Annotated in this window: 12 protein-coding genes; 6 read left to right on the forward strand and 6 right to left on the reverse strand. The window is 34.0% G+C overall.

Going from position 1 to position 13,298, the window contains the following annotated elements; translation table 11 throughout:
* Positions 1-10 precede the first annotated feature (10 nt).
* Positions 11-958 carry a glycerophosphodiester phosphodiesterase family protein gene (locus EL260_RS13345; RefSeq protein WP_123855818.1) on the forward strand — a complete coding sequence of 316 codons (948 nt, stop codon included), beginning with the start codon at positions 11-13 and terminating at the stop codon, positions 956-958.
* Positions 959-1,139: 181 nt separating this feature from the next.
* On the opposite strand, the gene EL260_RS13350 is transcribed toward EL260_RS13345, so the two are convergent.
* From EL260_RS13350 to EL260_RS13365, 4 genes are all read right to left on the reverse strand, one after another.
* Positions 1,140-1,841: a porin family protein gene (locus tag EL260_RS13350; RefSeq protein WP_123855819.1), complete on the reverse strand. Its 702-nt coding sequence runs from the start codon at positions 1,839-1,841 to the stop codon at positions 1,140-1,142.
* A 347-nt stretch (positions 1,842-2,188) separates the two neighbouring features.
* Complete coding sequence (locus EL260_RS13355) at positions 2,189-2,893, reverse strand: porin family protein (RefSeq protein WP_123855820.1); 705 nt, start codon at positions 2,891-2,893, stop codon at positions 2,189-2,191.
* A gap of 415 nt (positions 2,894-3,308) precedes the next feature.
* On the reverse strand, positions 3,309-3,896 hold the full coding sequence (locus EL260_RS13360) for a porin family protein (RefSeq protein ID WP_123855821.1): 588 nt from the start codon (positions 3,894-3,896) through the stop codon (positions 3,309-3,311).
* 249 nt (positions 3,897-4,145) lie between these two features.
* Positions 4,146-4,775, reverse strand: a complete 630-nt coding sequence (locus tag EL260_RS13365; RefSeq protein WP_123855822.1) for a porin family protein — start codon at positions 4,773-4,775, stop codon at positions 4,146-4,148.
* A gap of 568 nt (positions 4,776-5,343) precedes the next feature.
* Between EL260_RS13365 and EL260_RS13370 the strand changes: the two genes are divergently transcribed.
* Positions 5,344-7,200 (forward strand): tail fiber domain-containing protein, encoded by a 1,857-nt coding sequence (locus tag EL260_RS13370; RefSeq protein WP_123855823.1) that lies wholly within the window; start codon positions 5,344-5,346, stop codon positions 7,198-7,200.
* Between the two features lie 109 nt (positions 7,201-7,309).
* Here the strand turns inward: EL260_RS13370 and aroB are convergent, their stop codons facing one another.
* Positions 7,310-8,356 carry a 3-dehydroquinate synthase gene (aroB, locus tag EL260_RS13375; protein ID WP_123855824.1) on the reverse strand — a complete coding sequence of 349 codons (1,047 nt, stop codon included), beginning with the start codon at positions 8,354-8,356 and terminating at the stop codon, positions 7,310-7,312.
* A gap of 101 nt (positions 8,357-8,457) precedes the next feature.
* On the opposite strand from aroB, the gene EL260_RS13380 reads away from it, so the two are divergent.
* The 3 genes from EL260_RS13380 (at position 8,458) to EL260_RS13390 (ending at position 11,218) form a co-directional block, all read left to right on the forward strand.
* Positions 8,458-9,642, forward strand: coding sequence for a pseudouridine synthase (locus EL260_RS13380; protein ID WP_123855825.1), 1,185 nt, complete (start codon positions 8,458-8,460; stop codon positions 9,640-9,642).
* 167 nt (positions 9,643-9,809) lie between these two features.
* Positions 9,810-10,379 (forward strand): TetR/AcrR family transcriptional regulator, encoded by a 570-nt coding sequence (locus tag EL260_RS13385; protein ID WP_123855826.1) that lies wholly within the window; start codon positions 9,810-9,812, stop codon positions 10,377-10,379.
* Positions 10,376-11,218 (forward strand): sialate O-acetylesterase, encoded by an 843-nt coding sequence (locus EL260_RS13390; protein ID WP_123855827.1) that lies wholly within the window; start codon positions 10,376-10,378, stop codon positions 11,216-11,218. Before EL260_RS13385 ends, EL260_RS13390 begins: the two co-directional genes overlap by 4 nt.
* 79 nt (positions 11,219-11,297) lie before the next feature.
* On the opposite strand, the gene pncA is transcribed toward EL260_RS13390, so the two are convergent.
* Positions 11,298-11,903 (reverse strand): bifunctional nicotinamidase/pyrazinamidase, encoded by a 606-nt coding sequence (gene pncA, locus EL260_RS13395; protein WP_123855828.1) that lies wholly within the window; start codon positions 11,901-11,903, stop codon positions 11,298-11,300.
* A 238-nt stretch (positions 11,904-12,141) separates the two neighbouring features.
* Between pncA and EL260_RS13400 the strand changes: the two genes are divergently transcribed.
* Positions 12,142-13,284: a DEAD/DEAH box helicase gene (locus EL260_RS13400; RefSeq protein WP_123855829.1), complete on the forward strand. Its 1,143-nt coding sequence runs from the start codon at positions 12,142-12,144 to the stop codon at positions 13,282-13,284.
* Positions 13,285-13,298: the final 14 nt, after the last annotated feature.

Raw genomic sequence — 13,298 nt, forward strand, 5'->3', positions numbered from 1 at the left:
TTTCAGGAATATGAAGAACGCATTTTTATCAGGTATATTTATTATTGCCACTCAATTGTATTCAGCGCAGTCTTTTGATAACCAGGCACATCGTGGCGGAAAGTCTTTGTATCCGGAGAATACAATCCCGGCGATGAAAAATGCTTTACAAATGAATGTTACAACCCTCGAAATGGATCTGGCAATTACAAAAGATAAAAAAGTGATCCTTTCCCATGATTCATTTCTATCACCGGAGTTAATTACCAAACCAGATGGAACCTATATTCCGAAAGACTCAGGTTTTTACTATAAGATTTATGAAATGCCCTATGCAAAGATTCAGACATTTGATGTAGGATTAAAGAAACTTGAAAATTATCCTGATCAAAAGAAAGTGAAAGTTCAGAAACCTCTTTTTTCTGAAGTAATAGATGCTGTGGAAAACTATTCCCGTGAATTGAAAAGACCTTTACCTTATTATAATATAGAAACAAAGACACGCCCCTTTTCGGACAATATTTTTCATCCTGAGCCTAAAGAATTTGTAAATCTGATGATGAAGATTATTATAGAAAAAGGAATTCAGGATAGAGTTATTATTCAGTCTTTTGATCCCAGAACCCTTGAGATCATCCATAAAGAATATCCTAAAATGATGACCACTCTACTTGTAGAAGAAGTGAATGATAAAAAATTAGCACAACAACGGGCTAATTTCAAGAATATTCCTGTGGAAAAATTTAAATTATATCCGGATCACCTTAATGGAGTAGCAGGTGATATGAAATTTTTAAGTTTTACTCCAACCATTTATAGCCCAGAGCACAGGCTGGTTACTCCTGAGCTTGTACAGCAATGTCATGCATTAGGAATGAAAGTGATCCCATGGACTGTGAATACCAAAGAAAGACTACAGGCGTTGAAAGATATGGGAATTGATGGAGCAATCAGTGATGATCCCCGAATATTTGAATAAATATTCTCAAAAGGTTGAAAGAGATTCTTCATTTAACTCAGATTGACACCCCATATAAAATTATACATCAATATTGCAACAGCTACTTCACCAAAATATAAATAGCCGGAAGAAATTCTTCCGGCTATTTTATGCAATGCAGAAACCTGCATCTGAAGTTAAAAAATTGGTTTATTTTTTATTAGAACTTATAGTTCAGACCTAATTGGAAAACTCTGTTGTTGTTTTCAGCAGCTGGTCTGCTCTTATCGATCTTTGTTAAACTGTTAACATATCTTGCGCTGATCCCAATGTTATTGGTGATATCATATCCTAAACCAAGACCTAAACCGAAGTTGAATTTATTGATATCATCTTTATTAAGATCATCAGACTGAGATTGTGAGGTAGTTGTAGTTATTCCTCCTGTGGTAGATGCTACAGTAGCTTCTCCTTTAGTTTTACCGTTGATAAAGTAACTGAATTCAGGACCTGCTTCAACATAGAATTTATCCATAGGTCTCATCTGAACCATTAAAGGAACTGAAATATAGTTCATTGTTACTTTACTTTCTCCTTTAGTTTTTACAGTAGTTGCTCCTGTTGTTACTTCTGTTGAATAAGCTACATCTCTTGCCCCCATTTGGTTGTATAATACCTCCGGTTGGAAGCTGAATTGTTTAGAGATAGGAATGTTTACAAAAGCTCCGGCGTGGAAACCTAATTTCTGGCTGTTCATTCCGAATTTTTGCTCACTGAAATACGCTGAGTTACCTCCGGCTTTAATACCAAATCTTACAGGTTGAGCATCTTTTTTAAGAGGTGACGTATTTACAGTTGTTGATTCCTGAGCAAAGGCTAAAGTTCCAGCAGTTAATGCCAGTCCTAAAAATAACTTCTTCATAATTTTTATTTTTTAATTTTTACTACTTGTGATGGTCTTTCAACCATTCGCGGTTTATTTTGCAAAATGCTTGCCAAACTCAAAAAACCTAGATGTACAGGCTATTTCAATAGGTTTTTCAATTTAAAAAAGAATTATTATATTTTGTTTTATATAAAATATTTCAACATATAAGGAGTATTTATGATAAATTTTATGTTAAATCTATTCCATTTGGATGATATTTCTTAATTGAGAATATTTTTATTTCTTTAGTGATGAAAATCTTCAATTTATAAGTCTAATACCAAAAAAACAAAAACCAGGTATTGAAAAATACCTGGCCTACATCGAAAAATAATAAATATCTATTTGAATTTATAAGCTACACCCACCTGGAAGGCATTGTTTCTTACCTTGTAATCCCCATCAGTATCCTTCAGAATGTTGGTAAGACCTGCCGTAAATCTTGCTGTTACTCCAAAGTTTTGAGTAAAGTAATATCCTGCACCAATCCCTAATCCAAATTGGAATCTGTTATAAAGATCAGTATCTAATTTTTCAGAAAGACTTTCTTTAGTGATAACTGTTGAGCTCCCTGCTGACTTTCTGATTGTAGTTACATCATCACCCTTAAATCTTCCCCCCATCAAATATCCAAACTCAGGACCTGCCTCAACATAAAGCTGCGGAAGAATATTGTATTGAACCATCACCGGAAGAACAAGGTAATTAAAGTTTGCTTTATAATCAGAATCCCTTTTATAGCTGTAGTCAGCTACAAGATATCTTTCTCTTTCTTCTATTTTTGCCCCTAATTGGCTGAAAAGAAGTTCCGGTTGAATACTGAATTTTTCTGCCACCGGAATATTAACAAAGACTCCTGCATGAAAACCAGCTTTCATTTTATTTTCATCATCATGATACTCACCATTGTTATTGTTCTCAGAAACAGTAGATAGATTTAATCCTCCTTTCACTCCAAAAGTAATAGGAGAAGATGATTTGGTTTTTTCCTGTGCATTAATAAAAAGGCTTCCTGCAAATGCCAATCCTATGAATATTTTTTTCATGGTTATAAAATTTAAATTTTCTCTCTGGCTGCATCAAAAGTCCCGCCAAAGAGACAAAAATGATAAAAATCATGTAAAAGCGAAAAAGTCAGATTTAACAAGTAAACCTGACTTTTTCTATTGAAATCAAAATGTATTCTAAATTATTGGAAAATATAAAATTATATTTCCGTTATCTGCCTTTCAGTTTCTTAAATCAACTTCCAACAAATATTTTAAGCCATCAATAATTACTTTTCAATTTTAAAATCCTAAAGTAAAAAAATACAGGTTTAAAATGATTTCTAAACAGATATAATTAGTACTCTATAGGCAAATTCCTTGCCAAAAAATTAAAAATGAAATTTGGAAATAAAAAAACCGGATTAAATAGATAATCCGGTTATATTTTTGTTATTAAAGCTAAGTGCCAGGCTTAGAATTTATAGGCTAAACCAACTTGGAATGCTCCGTTTTTAGCAGAATCACCACCGATTCTGTCTTTAACGATATCAGTTAATCCAGCAACATATCTTACGTTAACTCCGATGTTAGGAGTGAAGTAATATCCTGCACCAAGACCAAGTCCGAAATCAAAAGTCTTCAATCCGTCTTTAATATCTAAAGAACCGTTATTATCTTTTGCTTTAGCGCTTACTAGGAATCCAAATTGAGGACCAGCTTCTAAATATAGATTAGGTAGTGCGTTATATTGGAACATTACCGGTACTGCGATATAATCTAGATTAATTTTATCGCTGCTATCATATTTAGATTTAGCACCCATACCACTATATAATACTTCCGGTTGTACAGAGAAATCCTGAGCTACTGGAATAGTAGCGAATAAACCTCCATAAAATCCAGCTTTTGAATTAGCGTTATAGTTAGAAACAGTTGAAACGTTAAGACCAGCTTTAATCCCGAATCTAACTGGAGAAGATGATGCTGTATTGCTTGAAGTTTTTTGTGCGAAAGAGAAAGTACCTGCTACTAATGCAAGACCAAAAAGAATCTTTTTCATAAGTTTTTATTTAATAGTTTTTAAGTTTTGTTTAACAATTTCTTTATCTTCAAATTGCGTGCCAAAAATACAAATTCCCTTTATTTATCTTTATGATAGGGTATTAGTCATTAAATTTTAAAGAATTACACTAATAAAAAAAACTATATTTCATTAACACAATTTAAGATTGTAATAAAAAAAGACCAGATTAAATTTTAATCTGATCTTTTATTGAATATAAAATTTGTTACTGAATGTTTAAGAAGCTTATTTAAATTTATAAGCTAATCCTACCTGGAATACATTATTTCTTGTTGCATCAGATCCACTAGGTCTGTTTTTAGCAATATCTGTTAAACCTGCAACGTATCTTGCAGTGATTCCCAGATTAGGAGTGAAATAATATCCTGCACCTAAGCCAATACCAAAGTTGAATGTATTAAAATTATCTTTGTAGTTGTCTGATGTAGAGGAGTTCCCGTTAGATTCGTTCTTGAATTTATTTTTAGCGCTTACCATGAAACCAAATTCTGGTCCTGCTTCTAAATAAAGGTTAGGGAGTGCATTATACTGGAACATTACCGGTACTGTAATATAATCTAGCTTTCTTGAAGATGAATATTTTGTACCTGCTAAAGTATAGTCGATTTTATCACCATACTGCGAGTATAATACCTCTGGTTGTACGCTGAATGAGCTTGCTACCGGAATGTTGGCAAATACACCAGCATTGAATCCGATTTTAGATTTTTGGTCATCTAACCCATTGTCTTTTGAAAGTGAAGAAACGTTCATTCCTCCTTTTACCCCAAATGTTACCGGATTAGAAGAAGTTGTTTGTTGAGCGAACGCTAATGTTCCTGCAGTTACTGCTAATCCTAAAATTAACTTTTTCATAACTTTAAATTTTTAATTTTACTCTTTCTTAATTTTAAATTTTACTACTTGTTCACATTTCTGTTGAACGCTGGAGATCTTTCAAATTGCTTGCCAAAAAATATTTTCACTGGTTAAAATCAATAAAAAAACAGTTGTTTTCCATATTTGGTTTTGATTTAAGTAATTGATTAATAGTATTTTGAATATTTAATTAAACATTTGTTTAGAATGAGGCTAAATTAATAGTCTTACCTAAAAAAGAGTTGAAAAATTGACTTAAAGATCAAAATTCTTTGGTGAATCATATGAATTTTTGCAAGAATTAATAGATTCAAGGATGTCTTTTGGATCTTACCAGCCGTTTTTTGATTCCCTATTTTGTTAAGCATTAGCATCATTTGATAAAATGAGACTTTCTCTCAAATTACAATCTTATTGGAAGACAGTTATATAAACCCAAATTTCTGCAAAAGAGCATTACCAAACCATTTTGCTTTACTAATTTTGTATTTCTTTTACAATGATAACCTGATACTCTTACAAAACATCTCATTGAATTTTGTAAGAACTCATTAACCTTTACAACATGAAAAAATGCACATTGCTGCTGTTACTTCTTTTTTTTGAAAATAACTTACAAGCTCAGATTGGGATCAATACGGTAACACCTAATCCATCCTCTGTATTAGATGTCGTGGGTTCTAATAAAGGAATATTAATCCCAAGGATCGCATTAACTGGAAATTCAGATACTACTACAATACCATCACCTGCCAATTCTTTAATGATTTATAATACAGCTGCTGTAAACGGTGTTATTCCAGGATATTATTATTGGAGTGCCAGTGCTGGACGATGGACGAAAGTGTTGGATGACTTAACTCCTATTGTGATGACAGGATGGAGCCTGACGGGGAACTCGGGTATGGTAAACGGAATTAATTTTATAGGAACTTCTGATAATGTAGATGTTATTTTTAAAAGAAATAATATTGTATCCGGGGTCTTAAATACCACGAATACCATCTTTGGAGTGAATAGCCTGACAGCTAATACAACAGGACTTAACAATACTGCCGTAGGCGTGAATAATTTAATTTCAAATACCATAGGCAGCATGAATACTGCCATAGGAGCAGATGTATTGAGTAGTAACAAATCGGGGATACAAAATACAGGGTATGGATACCGAGCTTTATATTCGAATCTGGATGGAAATAATAATGTTGCCAACGGTTATTTTTCACTCTTTTCTGCTAAAAGTACAATAGGCAATGTTGGTATTGGAGCTAGTTCTCTTCGTGAGCTTGTTTCAGGAGACGACAATATAGGAATTGGAGGTGACTCTTTCCGAATGATGCCTGGTGGAAGAGGAAATACAGCGATTGGTGGATCAGCAGGATATAATTTAAATTCTGTAAATAATTATAATACTTTTATTGGCTTCCGGGCGGCGGCCGGACTTGTTTCCGGAAAATCCAATACCATTATCGGAGCTAATGTCAGCGGGTTACCAGCTTTGCTTTCGAATAACATCATCATTGCTGATGGTGACGGAAACAGAAGAATCAATATTGACCAGAACGGTAATGTTGGTATTGGAACAAATACTCCAAAATTTCCACTGGATATTAGGTTAAAAACTACTGTATGGCCTTTAGCGGCATCAAGCCTTACTTATTATGGAATAAGTCCGGATTCAGGCTCTTTTGACGGAACGTTAACTACTTATTCTAATTATACCAATGATATTGGTACTTTTAATACCAACACGTCTATTTATGCGGATGGAAACATTATATCAGTAGGGAAACTGAGTGTAGCACAAACTTCTCTTTTTTCAGATAAAAGAATCAAAAATATCATAGGAAAGTCAGAGGGTGCAAAAGATTTGGAACTCTTAAAAAAGCTCAGCATTACCAATTATTTTATGAAAGATGAATGGGTATATGGTAAGCAGAAGTTTAAAAAGGTGATTGCTCAGGAGGTAGAGGCTGTATATCCGCAAGCAGTCAGTAGAAGTGGTGTAAAGACTTTTATTCCTAATATCTATCAGTTGGCAAAACAAAATGGGGGAATTCTTATTTTTGAAAAGCCCATTCTTATTGCAAAGGAGGACAAATTTCTTAAAATATATGATGAAACAGGAGAAGTTATTTTGGAGATCCAGGCAAGCACGCCTAATAGCATTACAGTTAATTTAGCGGATAAAAACCTTAAAGGAAAGCTATTTGTTTACGGAACTGAAGTGTCTGATTTGAGAACTGTAGACTACGATGCTCTATCTATGTTGAATATCTCTGCAACTCAGGAACTGGCAAAAAAAATAGAGACATTAGAAAAGGAAAATGAAGCATTGAAAAATTCGAATATAGAAATGCAACATAAACAGTCTATTTTTGAAGAACGTTTAAAACACTTAGAATCTTCCTTCTCGAAATAAAAGTAATTCTGGCAATCATCAATAAAAAGGCCTGACTATTTACAATCAGGCTCTATGTGCTTTAAGGTCTATTATCCATCACTATTCGTTAAACCAAAGAAAAGATGATTTAAAGATCATTCAATTTTCTGTAAAAATGAATAGCTTTCAGGATATTTTTTTGACTGCACTGGTGATCATAATTACATGATCCGATTCCTGTAAGCAGAGAAAAGTTAATCTTACTGTCCACGTTCTTTTTATCATTTAATAATAAAGCAGTAATATCTTCATCTTTAAAATCGCTGATATCTAAATAAGGATAGTAACGCTGGATGTTTTCAATGATGATTGTTGAATCTTCTTCTGAAATAAGGTTTTCAAGAAATGCAAGGTGAGCTTCACTAATCATTCCCATAGCAACAGCTTCACCGTGAAGAATCGGATTTCCTTGTTGTAAACAAAGACTTTCAACAGCATGACCTATTGTATGTCCAAAGTTCAAGGTTTTCCTGATATTGCTTTCATGGAAATCTTTTTCTACAACATCCTGTTTGATATCCATAGAATTTTGGATATAAGGGGTTACTGATTCTACATCAATCTTGTGAATCTGGATTAACTGATTCCAATGTGCTTTATCAGCAATTAGTCCATGCTTCAACATTTCAGCAAATCCGCTTCTTAATTCTTTAAAAGGTAAGGTTTCTAAAAATTTAGGATAAATAAAAATCTGTTCAGGAAAAGCAAATGTTCCCACCATGTTTTTATAATGCATCAGATCAATCCCTGTTTTTCCACCAATAGAAGCGTCACACATAGATAAAAGAGTAGTAGGGATATTGATGAACTGGATTCCTCTTTTATAGGTGGATGCTACAAAACCTCCCATATCTGTAATAACACCGCCACCCAGATTAATAACCAATGCTTTTCTGTCTGCCTGCATTTCTGTAAGAATTTCCCAAAGCTGATTGGCTGTTTGGATATTCTTCATTTCTTCTCCTGCTTCAATCTCCAGAATTTCAAACCCAAGATCTGTTTCCATATTGCCTAAAAGAACGGGAAGGCAATATTCATGAGTATTTTCATCCACCAAAATAAAAATTTTACTGAATGTTTTCTCGTGAAGAAAATCGTTAAGTTGAGAAAAATTATCGTTTAATATTGTTATCATCTTCGAAAATATGTAAGGTTAAAATGTAAACTATTCTGCAAAGTTATGATTCTTAATTTTTAACTCGTAACTAAATTACTATCTTTGCAGAAATTTTTAGAATGAGCAGAGATAATAATAATTCAGACAGACCAAAGAGACCAAGAATTTCAACCAAGAAAAGTTCTGATGATTCTCGTGCTTCCAGATCTGGAAATTCTTCAGGATCAAAACCTTTTAAAAAACCTTTCTCTAAAGACGGAGGAAGAAAAGGTCCCGAACATTCAGGATCCAACTCAAGATTTGAAAAGAAACCGTTTAAGAAAAATACTGGGAGTTTTAATAGCTCAAGTGATGATTCTGAATCAAAATCTGAAAGTAGGGCTTATATCACGAATAAAAGTGAAAGCTACGAAAAGAAATCTTTTGGAAGACCTAAAAGAGGTGGTAAAAGCTTTGATACAAGAGATAAGTATGAAAGAGGCAGCCTGAAATATGGTAGAAGGCCTTCTGCTAATGGAGATGATAAGAATGATGATAAAACAAGATCTTATGTACAGAAAAGAAGGCTGAACAAGATTGATAAAGACATTCATAAAGACAGCATCCGTCTTAATAAGTATATTGCTAATTCCGGGATATGCAGCAGGAGAGAGGCTGATGAGCTAATCACTCAAGGGCTTGTAGAGGTAAACGGAAAAGTAGTAACTGAAATGGGATATCAGGTACAGAAAACCGACAGAGTAGTTTTTGACGGACAAAGCATTACACCGGAAAAACCTGTGTATGTACTTCTGAACAAACCAAAAGGGTATATTTCTACCACTAAGGACGATAAAGCAAGAAAAACTGTAATGGATCTTGTAGCGAATGCTTCTCCTTACAGACTTTTCCCAGTGGGAAGATTAGACCGTTCTACTACAGGAGTTATCTTATTGACTAATGACGGACACATGACTAAAAAGCTGACGCATCCATCTTTTGATGCTAAGAAAATCTATCATGTAACGTTGGATAAGAAACTGACTGGTGAAGATTTACGTCTTATTGCAGAAGGAATCCGTCTTGATGAAGGGGTAGCAGTGGTTGATCAGATTTCTTACATTGAAGGTAAGCCTAAAAATGAAATCGGAATTGAGATCCATATCGGGTGGAACCGTGTTATCAGAAGAATTTTCCAAAGATTAGGATACGAAGTAGAATCATTAGACAGAGTAATGTTTGCTGGATTAACGAAGAAGAACATCAAAAGAGGACACTGGAGAATTCTTTCAGAACTGGAAGTAAATAATCTTAAAATGCTTTAAAATAATTTTAAGGTATTGTAAATAAAAAGCGCAGAGATTTATCTCTGCGCTTTTTTGTATTATTAATTGAATAAAATGCTCCACCTATTTGAACTTTTGTCTTATTTAAAATAAAATGTCTCATTTTTGAGACATTTGTCGTAATTTTGGGGGTCAATAAAGAATTTATGAATACTCAGCAGAAAATTATCGAAGCAGCGATATCAGTTTTAAATGATAATTTTTCAGCAACATTAGAGGATATTGCGATAAATTGTGGACTAAACAGAAGAACAATCCATCGATATTTTAAAAATCGAAATGAATTACTGGAAGCTTGTAATAAGAATATGATGGAGGCATGGGAGTTAGCAGCTATTAAAGCTTGTGATAGCTCAGAAGATCCCTTAGTACAACTTGAACATCTATTATATGCAGGAATTGACAGCGGAACAAAATATGCTTTTCTTATTAAACTGAATGATAATGGAAAAGCCTCTTCAGTGATGTATGAAAATGAGCAAAGTGAAGCGTATTTTAAAAGAAGAGATCAATTGTTTGATGCTATTAAGGAATTACAAAAACAGCAGATGGTAGATGATGAGTTTCCATTACCCTGGATAAGAATTCTTTTCACCAGTGTTATTACGGCAACAATTACTGCGTTCAGATCCGGAGATATTGCTCAAAATGAAGTAAAAAAACTGGCCTGGTATTCATTCAGCAGAAGTATTGGTATACAAATAAATAAAAAATGATACATTCCTTTTTAATGATAGGTCAGTCAAATATGGCTGGTCGGGGCTATCTAAAAGAAGTTCCGTCTATTTATGATGAGCATATTAAAATGCAAAGAAACGGATTATGGCAAATCATGTCCGAACCTATTAATTTTGACCGTCCCAGTTCCGGTGTGGGACTTGCCGCTTCATTTGCCGCATCCTGGAGGCTCGATAACCTGGAAGAGGAGATAGGATTGATCCCATGTGCTGATGGAGGAACCAGTCTTGATGATTGGGCTGTAGGTGGTGCTTTATTTGAAAATGCTATATCACAAGCAAAACTTGCACAACGAACAAGTCAGCTTTCCGGGATCTTATGGCATCAGGGCGAAAATGATTGTTCTCCGGAAAAAGCTGAGAGATATAGTGAAAAATTTGCTGTAATAATTAAGACATTGCGTCAGGAATTAAATGTTCCGGAAATTCCTCTTATAATAGGTGGCTTAGGAGACTTCCTGTCCAGTGGTATCTTTGGGCAATATTTCGCTTCATATCCTTTAATTAATCAGGCATTAGAAGACTTTGCAAAAGCTCATGCAGACTGTTATTTTGTTACTGCAGAAGGGCTTACTGCTAATGCTGACAATATTCATTTTAATGCTTTGTCACAAAGAATATTGGGGGTCAGATATTATAGCGCTTTTCGTGATTTAAAACATCTTCTTGAATCTCATAATGATGAAGAAAATAGATTAACAACAATCTATAACCGTCCTTATACCCAAACCGAAAAAATCAAACTATTGGAGCATGAATTTGCAGTTGGAAATATTGAACCTAAAGATTTTCTGTCAGAATTAGCTATACTTAGATAGAGCGTAATATATTCATATTAAAAAACAGCACCAATGATGATGCTGTTTTTTTGATACATTCTAGTATATCATTATTATTTTATCCAAGTACGGTGACTCCTTTTTCAATCATTTCATAGATTGCGTCTCTGCCATTATCCGGTTTTACATTTACCGCACGGGTTCCGTTGAAATGAAGGCAAGTAATATATCCATTTGTCACAGCATCCTGAGCTGTAAATTTTACACAATAATCCATTGCCAATCCTACAATTTCCACTAATTGAATATCATGGTATTTCAAGAAATCATCCAATCCGGTTTTCATGAAATGATTGTTGTCCTGGAAACCACTATAGCTATCTATTTCAATGTTTTTTCCTTTTTGTATGATATGGGTAACTTTACTTTGGTTTAAATCTTTATGGAATTCAGCACCGAAAGTTCCCTGTACACAGTGATCCGGCCACATAAATTGTGGAACGCCATTTAGAATAATACTTTCACCTACTTGACGTCCGTTACTGCTAGCAAAGCTTTTATGTCCTACAGGATGCCAGTCTTGAGTTAAAATGATCTGATCATATTCGTTTTCATCCATCAGAAGGTTGATATAAGGAATAATCTCATTGGCTCCCGGTACTGCTAATGCTCCGCCTTCACAAAAATCATTCTGTACATCGACTATTATTAATGCTTTTTTCATATTTTGACTTCTCGAATTTTTGATAAATTTACAAAACTAATTGGCAAAAATTTGTCCAAAATCAAATTATCGGACAAATCGACAATAAAAAAGCTAAAGGCGACAAGCTGGAAGAATGAGGCTGTAAGTTACTTTTAGTTTTACCACTACTAACTGTTACCTTTAAAAGGAGTATCATTATTCGCATCATCCACCATCCAGCCTTTTAGCGTATCTTTGCAGTAAATAAATAGTTTTTATGTCATTTGAATCGTTAGGATTATCACACAATATTATTCGTTCCGTTAAAAAACTTGGGTATTTAAAACCTTTTCCAATCCAGGAACAAGCTGTACCAGTTATTTTACAAGGAAAAGATCTGATGGGAATTGCGCAGACTGGTTCTGGAAAAACAGCTTGTTTTGTGATGCCTATTTTAGAAAAATTACAAAATTCAGAAGCTAAAAAAGGACGTAATATTCAGGTTTTAATATTGGTGCCAACTCGTGAATTAGCTATTCAGATTGATGAAGTTTTCAGAGCATTTACTGAAAATCTGAAGCGTGAAATTCGTACTATGGCTGTTTATGGAGGAGTTTCTATCAATCCACAGATGAAAGGCTTGTTTGGTGTAGAAGTTCTGATAGCAACTCCCGGACGTTTGTTGGATTTGATTGATCATAATGCATTGAGTATTTCAGAAATTCAACATTTAGTCATTGATGAAGCGGATAAAATGTTTCAATTAGGCTTTGGCGAAGAGATGAATAAGCTTTTTGCTTTAATGCCTGTAGTGAAGCAAACCACTTTATTCTCAGCGACTTTAAATGATAAAGTTTCTGAGGTGAAAGAACGCTTATCTATTCATCCTACGATCGTTGAAATTAAAAAAGAAGAAGTTGAAATTGATAATATCGAGCAGTTCGCTTACCATGTTTCTCCTGAAGACAAAGGCCCTTTTTTAAGATATTTAATTAAAGAAAAGAAGGTCGAAAAAGCATTGATATTTGTTTCGTCTACGAGAGCTGCAGATAATTTAGTGGAAAAACTTAAAAAGAATAAAATTAAAGCGGTTGCTATTCATAGTCAGAAATCTCAAGGTGCCCGAAAAAATAATTTAGAAGAATTTAAATCTAATGGAGCACAAATTTTGGTAGCGACAGACTTAATAGGCCGCGGAATTCATATCGATGATTTACCTTGCGTGATCAATTATGAATTACCACGTTCGCCTTTGGACTACATTCACCGTATTGGTAGAACAGGCCGCGCCAATGAAAAAGGTATTGCTATAAATATTTTGACGGATGATGAATTGCAGCATTTCAGGGTCATTCAAAAGAAAATGGGTAAAAAAGTGACCTTAGAAAGAACAGAAGGCATTAATTTACATGGTTACTAGAATATAAATTTAAA

The sequence above is a fragment of the Chryseobacterium nakagawai genome (assembly GCF_900637665.1).
Taxonomy (GTDB): Bacteria; Bacteroidota; Bacteroidia; order Flavobacteriales; family Weeksellaceae; genus Chryseobacterium; species Chryseobacterium nakagawai.